General features: G+C 67.6%; 13 protein-coding genes. 6 read left to right on the plus strand and 7 right to left on the minus strand.

What is annotated here, in order from left to right; all coding sequences use genetic code 11:
- Positions 1-8: 8 nt before the first annotated feature.
- The 5 genes from sufC to M3B11_RS11075 are packed head-to-tail and all read right to left on the minus strand — an operon-like array spanning position 9 to position 4,506.
- The gene (sufC, locus tag M3B11_RS11055) at positions 9-767 is read right to left on the minus strand and encodes a Fe-S cluster assembly ATPase SufC (protein ID WP_259877496.1); all 759 of its coding nucleotides are present in this window, start codon (positions 765-767) and stop codon (positions 9-11) included.
- Positions 768-803: 36 nt separating this feature from the next.
- Entirely contained in the window at positions 804-1,130 is a 327-nt protein-coding gene (locus M3B11_RS11060; protein ID WP_259877497.1) for a non-heme iron oxygenase ferredoxin subunit, read from the minus strand.
- Complete coding sequence (gene sufD / locus M3B11_RS11065; protein ID WP_259877498.1) at positions 1,127-2,278, minus strand: Fe-S cluster assembly protein SufD; 1,152 nt, start codon at positions 2,276-2,278, stop codon at positions 1,127-1,129. Before sufD ends, M3B11_RS11060 begins: the two co-directional genes overlap by 4 nt.
- Positions 2,279-2,332: 54 nt before the next feature.
- Positions 2,333-3,769 (minus strand): Fe-S cluster assembly protein SufB, encoded by a 1,437-nt coding sequence (gene sufB / locus M3B11_RS11070; protein ID WP_102160206.1) that lies wholly within the window; start codon positions 3,767-3,769, stop codon positions 2,333-2,335.
- On the minus strand, positions 3,766-4,506 hold the full coding sequence (locus tag M3B11_RS11075) for a metalloregulator ArsR/SmtB family transcription factor (protein ID WP_259877499.1): 741 nt from the start codon (positions 4,504-4,506) through the stop codon (positions 3,766-3,768). Before M3B11_RS11075 ends, sufB begins: the two co-directional genes overlap by 4 nt.
- A gap of 132 nt (positions 4,507-4,638) precedes the next feature.
- Between M3B11_RS11075 and M3B11_RS11080 the strand changes: the two genes are divergently transcribed.
- From M3B11_RS11080 to M3B11_RS11090, 3 genes are read left to right on the plus strand one after another with little or no spacing between them, the layout of a single operon-like run.
- Entirely contained in the window at positions 4,639-5,580 is a 942-nt protein-coding gene (locus M3B11_RS11080; RefSeq protein ID WP_259877500.1) for an ABC transporter ATP-binding protein, read from the plus strand.
- Complete coding sequence (locus M3B11_RS11085) at positions 5,577-6,377, plus strand: ABC transporter permease (protein WP_259877501.1); 801 nt, start codon at positions 5,577-5,579, stop codon at positions 6,375-6,377. The genes M3B11_RS11080 and M3B11_RS11085 overlap by 4 nt, the downstream gene beginning before the upstream one ends.
- 12 nt (positions 6,378-6,389) lie before the next feature.
- Entirely contained in the window at positions 6,390-7,400 is a 1,011-nt protein-coding gene (locus tag M3B11_RS11090) for a heme A synthase (protein WP_259877502.1), read from the plus strand.
- Here the strand turns inward: M3B11_RS11090 and M3B11_RS11095 are convergent.
- Both M3B11_RS11095 and M3B11_RS11100 read right to left on the minus strand, forming a co-directional pair.
- Positions 7,372-8,976: a CYTH and CHAD domain-containing protein gene (locus M3B11_RS11095; RefSeq protein ID WP_259877503.1), complete on the minus strand. Its 1,605-nt coding sequence runs from the start codon at positions 8,974-8,976 to the stop codon at positions 7,372-7,374. The genes M3B11_RS11090 and M3B11_RS11095 overlap by 29 nt on opposite strands.
- A gap of 129 nt (positions 8,977-9,105) precedes the next feature.
- Positions 9,106-10,038, minus strand: a complete 933-nt coding sequence (locus M3B11_RS11100; protein WP_259877508.1) for a heme o synthase — start codon at positions 10,036-10,038, stop codon at positions 9,106-9,108.
- Between the two features lie 342 nt (positions 10,039-10,380).
- On the opposite strand from M3B11_RS11100, the gene tkt reads away from it, so the two are divergent.
- The 3 genes from tkt to M3B11_RS11115 form a co-directional block, all read left to right on the plus strand.
- On the plus strand, positions 10,381-12,459 hold the full coding sequence (gene tkt, locus M3B11_RS11105) for a transketolase (RefSeq protein ID WP_259877504.1): 2,079 nt from the start codon (positions 10,381-10,383) through the stop codon (positions 12,457-12,459).
- Positions 12,459-13,568, plus strand: coding sequence for a transaldolase (tal, locus tag M3B11_RS11110; protein ID WP_259877505.1), 1,110 nt, complete (start codon positions 12,459-12,461; stop codon positions 13,566-13,568). The genes tkt and tal overlap by 1 nt, the downstream gene beginning before the upstream one ends.
- Positions 13,565-15,171: glucose-6-phosphate isomerase (locus tag M3B11_RS11115; protein WP_259877506.1), on the plus strand; the 1,607-nt coding region annotated here is incomplete at its 3' end. The genes tal and M3B11_RS11115, both read left to right, overlap by 4 nt.

The raw sequence follows: 15,171 nt of genomic DNA on the forward strand, positions 1-15,171 counted from the left end.
CGCAGTGATCAGGCGTCCTGCAGGGCGAGGCGGTCGTAGCCCTCGTTCTCGAGGCGCTCGGCCAGCTCCGGGCCGCCGGACTCAGCGACACGGCCGTTGTAGAGCACGTGGACGCGATCCGGGGTGATGTACTGCAGGATGCGGGTGTAGTGGGTGATGAGCATGATCCCGACGTCGGTCTTCTCCTTGGCGCGGTTGACGCCTTCGGAGACGATGCGCAGGGCGTCGACGTCGAGGCCGGAGTCGGTCTCATCGAGGATCGCGAAGCGCGGCTTGAGCATCTCCATCTGGAGGATCTCGTGGCGCTTCTTCTCACCACCGGAGAATCCCTCGTTGACGTTGCGGGAGGCGAACGCCGGGTCGACGCGAAGATCCTTCATCGCACCGGAGAGCTCCTTGGTCCAGGTGCGCAGCTTCGGTGCCTCGCCGTCGATGGCGGTCTTAGCCGAGCGCAGGAAGTTCGTCACGGTCACGCCGGGAACCTCGACGGGGTACTGCATGGCGAGGAACAGGCCGGCGCGGGCGCGCTCGTCCGGGGACATCTCCGTGATGTCCTCGCCGTCGAGGGTGACGGTGCCGGAGGTGATCTCGTACTTCGGGTGGCCGGCAAGGGCGTAGGCCAGGGTCGACTTACCGGAGCCGTTGGGGCCCATGATGGCATGGGTCTCGTTCGAGTTCAGCTCCAGGTCGACGCCCTTGAGGATCTCCTTGGGGCCGGATTCGGTCTGGACGCTGACGTGCAGGTCGCGGATGGAAAGAGTTGCCATGGTTTCAGTCCTTTGGTGTTGTTCGTTCGGTGAGGATCAGGTGGCCGCTGCCGGGCTGAGATCGACGTATATGGCACCGTCGCGCTCTTCGCACGGATAGACGGCGACCGGTTCGAAGGCCGGTGGGGTCAGCGGCTGTCCGGTGGTCAGTGAGAAGGCCGAGCCGTGCAGCCAGCATTCGATCGAGCAGCCTGAGATCTCGCCCTCGGCGAGTGAGACCTCGCCGTGGGTGCACAGGTCGTCGATCGCATGGACGGTGCCGTCCTCGGTGCGGGCGATGCAGATCTCGCGTTCGTCGATGACGACGCGCAGTGCCGCGCCGGCCGGAACAGCACTGGCCTTGCAGGCTTCGTGCAGACTCACATCATGCTCCGCGACAGCTCGTCCTCGATCTGCTCGGTGAGGACTTCCTCGATCTCGGGCACACGGATCTGCTGTATGACCTCGTTGAAGAAGCCGCGCACCACGAGGCGGCGGGCGACGGTCTCCGGGATGCCGCGGCTCATGAGGTAGAACAGGTGCTCCTCATCGAAGCGGCCAGTCGAGGATGCGTGTCCGGCGCCTTCGATGTCGCCGGTCTCGATCTCCAGGTTCGGCACCGAATCGGCCCGCGCTCCCTCGGTGAGAATGAGGTTGCGGTTGAGCTCGTAGGTGTCGATGCCCAGGGCCTCGGGCCGGATGAGCACATCGCCGATCCACACGCTGTGCGCATCGGTTCCCTGCAGCGCGCCCTTGTACAGCACGTTGGAGGTGGCCTTGGCGGTGTTGTGGTCGATGTAGGTGCGGTGCTCCAGGTGCTGGCCGGCGTCGGCGAAGTACAGGCCGAGCAGCTCAGCCTCGCCGCCGGGACCGTCGTAGCGGACGTTGGAGTTCAGGCGCACGATGTCTCCGCCGAGCGAGATGGCGATGTGCTTGAACTGTGCGTCCTTGCCCACGAGCGCGTCGTGCTGGCCGAGGTGGACGGAGCCGTCCTCCCACAGCTGGATTGACGCGAAGGTGACCTCGGCGCCCTCGCCGATGAGCAGGGAGACGAGCTCGGAGTACCGGGCCTGCCCCTCGTGTTCGACGACGATGGTGGCCTTGGCGTTCGCACCGATGGTGACGACGACATGGCCGTGGACGGTCTGGCCGTCCACACCGTCGGCGTGGATGATGACCGGCTCGTCGAGCTCGCGGCCGGCGGGCACATCGTAGTGGAGCACAGCGGGCGCCTGATTCGCTGCGATCGCCGCAGGACGGTCCTCAGGCTCGAGCACGCCCAGCGCGCGGGCGGCCTCCAGGTCGATGACCTCCTGGGTGACCCCAGCGGGGAGGTCCTGGCTGAGGTTGAGCGACTGACCGGCGCCGGTGTCCTCGAGCAGGTCGGTGAGCTTGCGCACCGGGGTGAAGCGCCATTCCTCTTCCCGTCCGGTGATCTGCGGGAAGTCGGCGACTGAGAAGCTGCGGGTCCGTTCGCTCCGGGATTTCGCCGGAACCTGAACCTCGCTCGGGTTCTCAAGAGTCTGTGTCATTGAGTGTTCTCTCCTGTGTGAGACGTGGGTGCCTGGACGGGTGCGGTGGCCGGATCAGCCGACCGCGCCCTCCATCTGCAGCTCGATGAGGCGGTTGAGCTCGAGGGCGTACTCCATCGGCAGCTCACGGGCGATCGGCTCGACGAAGCCGCGCACGATCATCGCCATCGCCTCGGTCTCGTCGAGGCCGCGGCTCATGAGGTAGAACAGCTGGTCCTCGCTGACCTTGGAGACGGTGGCCTCGTGGCCGAGCGAGACATCGTCTTCGCGGATGTCGATGTAGGGGTAGGTGTCCGAGCGTGAGATGTTGTCGACGAGCAGTGCGTCGCACAGCACGGTGTTCGACGAGCCCTTGGCCTTCGGGTGGACGTGCACGAGGCCGCGGTAGCCGGCGCGGCCGCCGTTGCGGGCCACGGACTTCGACACGATCGACGAGTGGGTGTTCGGTGCGGCGTGCACCATCTTGGCGCCGGTGTCCTGGTGCTGGCCGCCGCCGGCGAATGCCACCGACAGGGTCTCACCGCGGGCGTGCTGGCCGGTCAGCCAGATCGCCGGGTACTTCATGGTGACCTTCGAGCCGATGTTGCCGTCGACCCATTCCATCGTCGCGCCCTCTTCGGCGATCGCACGCTTGGTGACGAGGTTGTACACGTTGTTCGACCAGTTCTGGATGGTCGTGTAGCGCACACGGGCGTCCTTCTTCGCGATGATCTCGACGACAGCAGAATGCAGCGAATCGGACTTGTAGATCGGCGCGGTGCAGCCTTCGACGTAGTGCACGTAGGAGCCTTCGTCGGCGATGATGAGAGTGCGCTCGAACTGGCCCATGTTCTCGGTGTTGATCCGGAAGTAGGCCTGCAGCGGGATCTCGACGTGGACGCCCTTGGGCACGTAGATGAACGATCCGCCGGACCACACTGCGGTGTTGAGCGCGGAGAACTTGTTGTCCCCGGCCGGGATGACCGAGCCGAAGTACTCTTCGAAGATCTCCGGGTGCTCGCGCAGGCCGGTGTCGGTGTCGAGGAAGATGACGCCCTGGCGCTCCAGCTCCTCGTTGATCTTGTGATACACGACCTCGGACTCGTACTGGGCGGCCACGCCTGCGACGAGGCGCTGCTTCTCGGCCTCCGGGATGCCGAGGCGGTCGTAGGTGTTCTTGATGTCCTCGGGCAGGTCCTCCCAGGACTGCACCTGACCCTCGGTGGAGCGGACGAAGTACTTGATGTCGTCGAAGTTGATGTCGGTCAGGTCAGCGCCCCAGTGCGGCATCGGCTTCTTGTCGAACAGGCGCAGAGCCTTGAGGCGGCGGTTGAGCATCCACTCGGGCTCTTCCTTCAGAGCCGAGATCCGGCGGACGACCTCTTCGCTCAGGCCGCGTTCGGCGGTGGCGCCGGCATCGTTCTCGTCGTGCCAGCCGTAGGCGTAGTTGCCGATGTCGTGAAGCTCAGGATTGGCCTCAAGAATCGGGTTGGTCTCGGTGGTGTCAGTCACCTTGAGCCTCCTTGTGTGCGATCGTTCTGGTCGATCAACGGGCGGTTGACGACAGAGGTGGGAATGTGGGTCGTGCAGACGTGGCCGCCGCCGGCCAGTGTCGACAGGCGGCGGACGTCGACCCCGAGGTAGTCGGAGAACATCTCGAGCTCCTGTTCGCAGAACTCGGGGTAGGCCTCGGCGACGTTCTGGATCGGGCAGTGTCCCTGGCACAGCTGCATCGCCTCCAGCGGGGTGCCGACGGCCACCGGGGTGGCCGAGGCGGCGAATCCCTCGGCGGAGAGCGCCTGGGCCAGTTCGCGAGAGCGGCTGGGAAGCGTCTCGGCGCTGTGCGACAGCCTCGAGCGCAGTCGCGCCCGCAGCCCGTCGACGTATTCGGCGGCGTACTCAGAGATTGCCTCGCGGCCGTCCTTGCGGGCGAGGAAGTCGAGCACGTCGACGGCGAGGTCGTCGTAACTGTGGCTGATCTCGGCGTGGCCTTCGGCGGTCACCACATACTGGCGTGCCGGCCGACCGCGGCCGATCTTCGTCCCGGCCAGGTCGCGAACCTCCACGAGGCCCTCATCAGCCAAGGCGTCGAGGTGCCGACGGATGGCCGCGGCAGTGAGGTCCATGGACTTCGCCACCGCCGAGGCGCTGACCGGACCCTGGTCGAGAACAGCGGCCAGCACCCGATGCCGGGTCTTGACGTCTTCGTGTGCGCGCGATTTGCGCTGTGGAGCATGCTGGGCAACCATGAGTTTCACCCCGCTTTCGGCTGACGATACCAGTGACTCTGCTTTAGACAACAGTATTGTGTTCTAAATTGTTCCATGTAAACAAAGGGCACCCTAAAGTGCCGGAGTGCAGGCGCGGCTACGATGGTACGCGTGTCTGACACCCCTGCATCGCCTGCGCCGCTGCACATCTCCGGCCTGGCCTTCTCCTACCGCACCGGCCAGCGCGCCGTCGACGATGTCTCCCTGCGTGCCGCCGCCGGGACCGTCCACGCGATCCTCGGACCCAACGGCGCGGGGAAGTCGACGACCATCGCCTGCGCCGTCGGTCTGCACCGCCCGAGTGCCGGCACCGTGCGCATCTTCGGCCGCGATCCTGTCGCCGATCACAGCTTCACCGCAGGGCGCACCGGCGTCATGCTCCAAGACGGCGGCCTGCCGATGGCCGCCCGCCCGCTGGCGGTGCTAACGCACCTCTCGCGCCTGTACGCCTCCCCGCTCGATGTCACGGAACTGGCCGAACGACTGGGCATCACCTCGTTCGCAGACCGGTCGATCCGCCGCCTGTCCGGCGGACAGCGCCAGCGCGTCGGCCTGGCCGCAGCCCTCATCGGCCGGCCGCGGCTGCTGTTCCTCGACGAACCGACCGCGGGCCTCGACCCGCAGGCAGCACTCGTCGTCCGCGAGGTCATCGACGAGCAGCGCCGGGCCGGTGCCAGCGTCGTGCTCACCACCCACGACATGGATGACGCCCAGCGGCTGGCCGATGAGATCACCATCATCGACCACGGCCGGGTCATCGCCGCCGGCACACCCCGCCGGCTCATGAACGGCGGCGGCAACCGGATGCTGCGCATCGTCACCGGCTCTCCGCTGAGCGCCGAGGTGAGCCGCGCACTCGCAGTACACGGCTCCGTCGACCAGACCCCCGGCGATGCGGCCACCACGCTGGTGCGCGGGGACATCACGCCTGCCGACCTAGCAGCCATCACGAGGCTGCTGGCAGACCACGATGTCGTCTGCGAGGAGTTCGCCGTCACCGGCCGCACCCTCAACGACGTCTTCCTCGACCTGACCGGAAGGAGCCTGCGGTGACCGACCCGACACCCCAGACCACCGCCTCGGCCCGGGTGACCACCGCCTCGGGTGCGGCCCCGGCCGGTTCCCGGGTCCTCGCCCAGACGGCTTTCGAGATCCGCACGATCCTGCGCAACGGCGAACAGCTGCTCGTCTCGATCATCCTGCCGGCGATCATCCTCTTCGGCTTGGCCACCACCCCGATCCTGGAGGCGCTGGGCGTCGACCTCGGCTCACGCCGGCCCGTCGATGTCGCCACCGCCGGAGTGCTGAGCCTGGCGATCGGCTCGAGCGCCTTCACCGGGCAGGCGATCGCCACCGCCTTCGACCGCCGCTACGGAGTGCTGCGGCAGCTGGCGACCACTCCCCTGGGTGTGCGCGGGCTCATCGCCGGGAAGCTCATCGCCGTGTGCTGCGTCGTCGCCATCCAGTTCACGCTCATCGCAGGCCTCGCGCTCGTGCTCGGGGCCAGCGGAGGAGTGCACATCGCAGGCCTCGCCCTCACCGCGCTGCTCGGCACCGCGATGTTCCTCGTGTGGGGGCTCGTGATGGCCGGAACCATCCGGGCGGAGGCGACGCTGGCGCTGGCGAATCTGCTGTGGGTGCTCATGGCCTCTCTCGGCGGGCTGCTGCTCGCCCATTCCGGCACGTGGGGTGCGATCGTGTCCTGGCTGCCCTCAGGAGCGCTCGGCGACGCGATGCGCGCAGCCGTGCTCACCGGCGGCCTCGATGCCACGGCACTGGCAGTCATGGCCGTGTGGACGCTCGTGGGTATTGTCACAGGGGTCCGGTTCTTCTCCTTCGATGCCAAATGAGATAATCGGCACATGAGCGCCTCGACCTCACAGCCGGCGGCTGAGCGCCCCAGCTTCGCCTCCCGATTCATGCCCCGCCAGCCCAACCGATTCATCCGCGCGGTTGCGTGGATCATGCTGCTGGCCCAATCCGGGATCATCATGACCGGCGGCACGGTCAGGCTCACCGGGTCCGGCCTCGGCTGCCCGACGTGGCCGCGCTGCACCGAGGAATCGCTGACGAACACCCCGGAGATGGGCATCCACGGCTACATCGAGTTCGGCAACCGGGTGCTGGCGATCTTCCTCGGGCTGTACTGCATCTTCGCGCTCATCGCAGTGTGGCGGATGCGCCGGACCCGCCCGGAGATCTTCTGGTCGGTCATCGCTCTTGCCCTCATCGTCGTCTCGCAGGCTGTCGTCGGCGGCATCAGCGTGCGCATGCAGCTCAACCCGTGGATCGTCGCCAGCCACTTCGTTCCCTCGGCGATCGCGGTGGCGATCTCAGCGTTCCTGGTGCGCCGCAGCGGTGACGCCGGACGACCGGTCACACCACTGGGCACCGCCGGTCTGCGGATCACCGGCTGGGTGATCGGCGGGCTCACCGCCCTCGTCGTCATCCTCGGGGTGCTCGTCACCGGTGCCGGCCCGCACGCCGGTGATGCGCTCAGCGCCCGCAACGGCTTCGACACCGTCGTCATCTCCCGCCTCCACGCGATCCCGGTGTGGGTGCTCGTCGCAGCCACGATCACAGCCGGGCTCACGGCCCGCCGTCAGGGTCTGACCTTCCCGGCCAAGGCGTTCACGGTGCTGCTCGCCATCGAACTCGCGCAGGGTGTCGTCGGCTACGTGCAGTACTTCACCGGCCTGCCCGAGCTGCTCGTCGCCGCCCACCTGCTCGGTGTGTGCTTCATGGTCGCCGGTGCCACCGTTGCCGTCGACTCCCTCTACCGCCGTCCGGCGCTCAGCGCCGCTGAACCGGCGGCACAACCTGCCGGGGACCGGGACGCAGCGCTCACAGCTTCGTCTCGAATGCCCTCTTGAGCACCCGGTCAGCGTCCGTGAGCGACGCTTCGGTGTGGTGCAGCAGGGTGCCGAAGAGCACCCCATAGGTGAATGACGAGTGGCCGTCTGCTTCGGCTCGGCGCGACAGCTGCAGGATCCATTCGCGGGCGACAGCGGCATCGTTGAGCTCGCCGTAGTGCTCGGTGACTGCCTCCCAGGCTGCGGCTGCCTCAGCGGCCGGCGTGCCGAGCGCCAGCGACAGCGCCTCGCAGACGTAGCGGACCACCTTGGCCTTCTTGCGCACCTCATGACGGTGGGCCAACTGCTCCGCACCTGAGGTGGTGCGCACCTTGCGATGCTGTCTGCGCACTTTGGCGATCGCCTCGTCGAGCATCGGCCGGTACGCCTTGCCGGTGCGTGCACTGGCGTCCCAGCCGGGGTTGAACGGTGGATCCTCCAGCCAGTGCTGGAGGGAGGCGAGCAGCGTGCGGTAGCGCACCGTCGACAGGGTCCGCTTGACGTTGGCGACCGTCGTGCGATGATGCGCGGTGAGCATCTGCGTCATCTGCTCAGCCACTCCCTCGGTGATCGCCTCGGCAGGCAGGTCGTCGAGCAGGCGCGGGAGACGTTCGAGCTGCACCTCGGCATCACGAGCGTAGCCGAGCCGAGCGGCGAACCATTTGAGCTCCTCGCGCAGCCGGGTGACGGAGCTGGCGTCGAACAGTGGGGCGAAGGTCTTGAGGATGCTGCGCAGTCGGCGCGACGCCACCCGGGTCTTGTGCACCGCATCCGGGGCGTCGACGGCGACGTCCTGCTCGCGGTGCTGCAGCACGCCGATGTGCTCGGCCATCGCAGCGAGCACCGTCTGAACCAGCGGTGACTTGCGATCCAGGGTGCGTTGGGCCGCCAGTTCAGGCGCGGTGCCGAGTGCGCGGGCGAGCTTCGAGGCCGTTGCAGCCGGTTCGATGCCGGCTGCAGCGAAGATCTCGGCGACCCCGTCGAGCAGCGCCTGCCCGGTGCCGGCCTCGACCAGCTCGACTTCGAGTTCGCGCCACTCAGACCGGGCTGCGGCCACGCCCGGGCGGGCGAAGCGCACGGCGGTGACATGGTCGTCGCTGAGCTCCGCCACCGCGGGCCCGCCTGCGCGTTCGGCCAGCAGCGTCGTCGTCCGGGCAGTGCTGAGCAGGGCAACCGGAATGAGCGGCACCTGCCCGACCTGCTCACGGACGACGGCGAGCAGCTCGGCTGGCACCCGAGCTTCGTCCCCGTCGGAGAGATCGACGTGCATCTCCGTGCGCGCGCTGCCGGCCGGCAGCTTGAGATGCCAGCCGGCATCGGTGCCGCCGGTTCGCCGACGCAGGGTGAGCTTGGCGCGTGAGAGACGGAAATCAGGGGAGTCGAAGTACACGGCATCGAGCTGCATCGAATCTCCGCCGGCCGCATGCGCCAGACCCGACAGGTCGGGAACCGGCTGATCGGGTCCCGGAGCGAACTTCAGCTCCTCCTCGGTGGCGACGCTGACCCGATCGGACTCTGCACCGGCGACCACCGCCTCGGCGGCGGCCTCAGACTCAGCGGCATCGGAATCGGCGGGGGAACCAGCGTACTCGCTCACAGACTCTCCAGTGGCTCGTGGCGCCGCAGCCTCAGGGTTCGGCGCGGCCGGTACTTGGAGTATATCGGCCGCTCGGAACACTTCAGACCTGGCCCATTGGCCGGGCCGGCCGTCAGCCGAAGTAGGGCGTCAGCCGACGAACGGGTTGAAGAACGGGTCAACGGCCACGGCAAGGAAGAGCACCGACAGGTAGGTGATCGAGCCGTGGAAGACCTTCATCGCGCGCAGCTGAGTGCCGGAGAAGCCCTTCTTCGCACGCTTGACGAGGGCGTAGCACTGGTACATGAACCAGGCACCGGCCAGCACGGCGGTGATGATGTAGATCGGGCCCATCGGGGCGACCGGGATGAGCGCGAGGCTGGCAGCGACCATCGCCCAGCCGTACCAGATGATCTGCCGGCCCACACTCGTCGGCGGGACCTTCGACGGCAGCATCGGCACGCCGGCTGCGTCGTAGTCGGCCTTGTACTTGATGGCCAGCGGCCAGTAGTGCGGTGGCGTCCAGAAGAACACGACGAGGAATAGGATCAACGGCTCCCAGCTGACCGAACCGGTGACGGCCGACCAGCCGATGAGCACCGGCATGCAGCCGGCAGCACCGCCCCAGACGATGTTCTGGGTGGTGTGGCGCTTGAGCATGATCGTGTAGAAGACGACGTAGAGCAGGATCGCAGTGGCCGTCAGGCCGGCGGCGACCCAGTTGGTGAAGCCGCCCATCCAGAAGATCGAGCCGATGCCGAGTGCGAACGCGAAGACGAGTGCCTCACGGGCAGACACCTCGCCGGTGACGAGCGGGCGGTTCTCGGTGCGGCGCATCTTCGCGTCGATGTCGCGGTCGAGATAGCAGTTGAAGACGTTCGCCGAGGCGGCGGCCGCCGCGCCGCCGATGAGGGTGGTGAGCACGAGCCACAGGCTCGGCAGGCCCTGAGCGGCGAGGAACATCACCGGGGCGGTGGTGACGAGCAGCAGCTCGATGATGCGCGGTTTCGTCAGGGCGACGAACGCCATGAACCGGCTGCGGGGCTTCGACCCGCGCGTCGTCTCATCGGCGATCCGCTGCAACGGCTTCTCCTCAGAGAGGGCGGCACGGTTCTGGTCGGCAGTCACGTCGCTCAAGTCACTTCCTCATTCGAACAGGGGTGAGGCTGTTCAGCTGCACTGTGGGCGGCTGTCAGCCAACGGTCGTTATTCTACTCGTCGTCGAGTTAAATTCCAGTTCCGCCTGCTGCCGCCATGTCCGCCGGGTGCCGGACGTCGCCCGTGGTCTGACCGGTGTTTGCGCGCAGCGTGCGCCCGGTATGGCCAGCCGGTGCCGAAAGGACGCCTGCGCGGTTCCGCACAGCTCATCTCGACGGGTAGAGTCGGTGGTGGATTACCGTTGATGAGAAGGATTGATTCACTCACATGAACTCCCTGACCTGGTCCGCTGCGGACCGCGCTGCAGTCGACACTGCCCGCCTGCTCGCTGCCGACGCCGTGCAGAAGGCTGGCAACGGTCATCCCGGCACGGCGATGAGCCTGGCCCCGGTCGCCTACTACCTCTATCAGCATGCGATGGTCCACGACCCGGCGGACCCGCAGTGGATTGGCCGTGACCGCTTCGTCCTCTCCGCCGGCCACTCCAGCCTCACCCAGTACATTCAGCTCTACCTCAGCGGCTACGGTCTCGAACTCGACGACCTCAAGGCGCTGCGCCAGTGGGGTTCGCTGACCCCCGGCCACCCGGAGGTCGGCCACACCGACGGCGTGGAGATCACCACCGGCCCGCTGGGCTCCGGTGTGGCCTCCGCGGTCGGCATGGCGATGGCCGCCCGCCGCGAACGCGGTCTCTTCGATCCTGGCACCGCTGCCGGCCAGTCGGTCTTCGACCACCGCATCTTCGTCATCGCCGGTGATGGCGACCTGCAGGAAGGTGTGTCCTCCGAGGCCTCCTCGCTGGCCGGCACCCAGAATCTCGGCAACCTCATCGTCATCTGGGACGACAACCGCATCTCGATTGAGGACGACACCTCGATCGCCTTCACCGAAGACGTCTCCGCCCGCTACGAGGCCTACGGCTGGCATGTCCAGCATGTCGACTTCCTGAACGACGGCGACTACACCGAGGACATCGACGCCCTGCACGCCGCCGTCGAGGCCGCCAAGACCGACCCGCGCCCGTCCTTCATCCGCCTGTCGACGATCATCGCCTGGCCGAGCCCGACCGCCCAGGGCACCGGCGCCTCCCACGGCGCGGCCCTCGGCGCCGAGGAGATCGCAGCGACGAAGATCATCCTCGGCTTCGACCCGGAGGCCGACTTCGCCGTCGCCGACGATGTCCTCGCCCACGCCCGTCAGGTCCGCAACCGCGGAGCCGAGGCGCACAGCGCCTGGTCGAAGCGCTTCGAACAGTGGCGCACCGATCAGCCCGAGCGGGCCGCGCTGCTCGACCGGCTGCTCGCCGGTGCGCTGCCTGAGGGCTTCGATGAGCTGTTCCCCGTCTTCGACGCGGATGCCAAGGGAGTGGCCACCCGCGCTGCCTCCGGCAAAGTTCTCAACGCGATCGCCGAGGCGCTGCCGGAGCTGTGGGGCGGATCAGCCGACCTCGCCGGTTCGAACAACACCCTCATCAAGGACGCCGCCTCGTTCCTGCCGCCCGAGCGCAGTTCGGAGATGTTCTCCGGTGAGCTCTACGGCCGCAACCTGCACTTCGGCATCCGCGAGTTCGCCGCGGGCCTCATCTGCAACGGCATCGCCCTGCACGGGCCGACCCGTCCGTACAACGGCACCTTCCTCGTCTTCTCCGACTACCAGCGCCCGGCCGTCCGCCTGGCCGCGCTGCAGCAGGTGCCCAACATCTTCGTGTGGACCCACGACTCGATCGGCCTCGGCGAAGACGGCCCGACCCACCAGCCGGTCGAGCATCTGTCCTCGCTGCGTGCGATCCCCGGCCTCGACGTCGTCCGCCCGGCCGATGCCAACGAGACGGCCGAGGCGTGGAAGCAGATCCTCAAGCGCGCTGATGGTCCCTCCGGCCTCGTCCTCACGCGTCAGGCCGTCCCGGTGCTCGACCGCACCGACCTGGCTCCCGCCTCGGAGACGGCTAAGGGCGGCTACATCCTCAAGGACTCCTCCGGCACCCCGGATGTTATCCTGCTTGCCTCCGGCTCAGAGGTCGAGATCGCCCTGGCTGCCGCCGAGACGCTGACCGGACAGGGCCGTGCCGTGCGGGTCGTCTCGATGCCGTGCTTCGAATGGTTCGCCGGCCAGGATGAGGACTACCGCACCTCGGTGCTGCCGCCGGAGGTCCAGGCTCGTGTCAGCGTGGAGGCCGGCACTGCCCAGAGCTGGCACCAGTTCCTCGGCACCTACGGCACCGCGATCTCGCTGGAGCACTTCGGTGCCTCAGCTGACTACAAGCGCCTGTACGCGGAGTTCGGCATCACTGCCGAGGCCGTCGTCGCAGCAGCAGAAGAGAGCATCTCAGCAGTGGAAGGACGATGATGACTGATCGACTCGCCCAGCTCAGCCGCGCCGGAGTTTCGATATGGCTCGACGACCTGTCGCGCGGCCGGATCACCTCCGGGTCGCTCGGCTCGCTCATCGTCGATAAGAGCGTCGTGGGTGTGACGACGAACCCGACGATCTTCGCCGCAGCACTGGCTGACGGAGAGGCCTACGATGCGCAGGTCCGCGAGCTGGCCGCCGCCGGCGCCGGTGTCGATGCGGCGATCGATGCGCTCACCTGTCACGACGTCGCACAGGCTGCCGACATCCTTGCACCGGTCTACCGGGCCTCCGGCGGTGTCGACGGGCGAGTCTCAATCGAGGTGCCACCGCACCTGGCGCACGACACCGAGGGCACCGTCGAGTGTGCGCGCAAGCTGTGGGAGATGATCGACCGGCCGAACATCCTCATCAAGATCCCCGCCACCGAGGAGGGCATGCTTGCCATCGCCCGCACCCTCGGTGAGGGCATCAGCGTCAATGTCACCCTCATCTTCGCCCTCGACCGCTACCGCAAGGTCGTCGAGGCATTCATCAGCGGCCTCGAACGCGCGCGTGAGGCCGGCCGCGACATCTCGCGCATCCACTCAGTCGCCTCGATCTTCGTCTCCCGCGTCGATTCGGAGATCGACAAGCGCCTCGATGCCATCGGCTCGGAGAAGGCGCTGAGCCTCAAGGGCAAGGCCGGGATTGCGAACTGCCGGCTCGCCCACGAGATCTGCACGCAGCTGTTCGACAGTGAACGCTGGGATGTCCTCGAAGCTGCCGGAGCGCACCGGCAGCGCCCGCTGTGGGCATCGACGGGCACCAAGGATCCCGCCTACCCCGACACCCTGTACGTCAGCGAGCTCGTCACCGAGGGTGTCGTCAACACGATGCCGGAGAAGACCCTGGAGGCCTTCGCAGACCATGGTGAGCTGCACGGCGACACCGTCGTCGGCCGGCACACCGAGGCCGATGAGCTCTTCGACACGCTGGCGACCATGGGCATCGACTACGCCGAGGTGATGGACGTCCTCGAGCGTGAGGGCCTGCAGAAGTTCGACGCCAGCTGGGAAGAACTCGTCGAGACGGTCGCCCAGCAGCTTGAAGGAGCGCAGTCATGACACTGTCATTCGGCTATCCCTCCCCCGCCGAGTTCGAGGACGAGGTCCGCGATCTCGTCACTGCCCGCGCCGCTTCGCGCATCGCCTCAGGTGATGCCACGCTGTGGGGTGACGCCGCTCAGGCGGAGGCCTCCAAGCGGCTGGGCTGGGTGGGCCTGCCTGACTCGTCCGTCGAACTGCTCGACGAAATCGAGGAGCTGCGCAGCGAGCTCACCGCCGAGGGCATCGATCATGTCACACTCTGCGGCATGGGCGGCTCGTCGCTGGCCCCTGAGGTCATCTGCGCCACCGCCGGCGTGTTCCTCGAAGTCGTCGACACCACCGATCCCGGCCAGATCGCCGAGGCCATCGGCACCGACCTGCAGCGCAGCGTCGTCGTCGTGGCATCGAAGTCAGGCTCGACGATCGAGACCGAGGCGCAGCGTCGTGCCTTCGCCGAGGCGTTCGAGGCCGCCGGCATCCCGGCTGCCTCCCGCATGGTCGTCGTCACCGATCCCGGTTCGCCGTTGGCACAGCTGGCCGAACAGGAGGGCTACCGCAAGGTCTTCTATGCCGACCCGCGCATCGGAGGCCGGTTCTCCGCGCTCAGTGCCTTCGGTCTCGTCCCGGCCGGCCTCGCCGGCGCCGACATCGCCGGGCTGCTCGCCGAGGCTCGCGAGATCGGCCCGCTGCTCGAACATGACTCGCCGGACAACCCTGCCGTTCAGCTCGGTGCCTTCCTCGGTGTGGCTCACGCCCGCGAAACCGACAAGCTCGTCATCGCCCGCACCACCTCATCGATCGTGGGCCTCGGTGCTTGGCTGGAGCAGCTGCTGGCCGAATCCACCGGCAAGGACGGCGAGGGCATCCTCCCGGTCGTCGTCGAAGGACCTGACGCACCGGGTTTCGCTGACGCCCGCGCCGATGCGATGCTGCTGTTCGTCGGTGAGGTGGCCGGCCAGGCCACTCCCCCGTCGGGCTTCGCCTGCGCGGTTGACTACCCGCTGGGCGCCCAGTTCCTGCTGTGGGAGTACACCACCGCCATCACCGGCTACAGCATCGGCATCAACCCCTTCGACCAGCCTGATGTCGAAGCAGCGAAGGCCAGCGCGCGGGCGCTGCTCGAAGCCGATTCTCCGGTCGACGGCGAACAGCCGTCGTTCACTGTCGGCTCGGTTGAGGTGTACGGCTCACCGCACCTGCTCGAAGGCGTCGACAGCCTGGAGGAGGCGCTGCGGGCTCTGGCCGCCGCAGCTGACGAGTACGGCTATCTGGCGGTGCAGGCCTTCCTCGACCGGATCAGCGACCGGCGCGCCGAGCTGATCCGGCAGGCCGCGGCACTGCGCACCGGACTGCAGACGACCTTCGGTTACGGGCCGCGCTACCTGCACTCAACGGGCCAGTATCACAAGGGCGGGCGGCCCAACGGTGTGTTCCTGCAGATCACCGGCAGCCCGCGGGCCGATGTGCTGATTCCGGGCGAAGAGTACAGCTTCGGACAGCTGCAGACCGCGCAGGCGGCCGGCGACGCCGATGTGCTCACCGACCGCGGCCGCCCTGTGCTGCGCCTGCACCTGCGCGACCGTGCGCAGGGCATCGCTGACGTCCTCGCAGCCTTCGGCTT

Origin of the sequence: Brevibacterium sp. p3-SID960, from assembly GCF_025144725.1 — a bacterium.
Classification (GTDB): Bacteria; Actinomycetota; Actinomycetes; order Actinomycetales; family Brevibacteriaceae; genus Brevibacterium.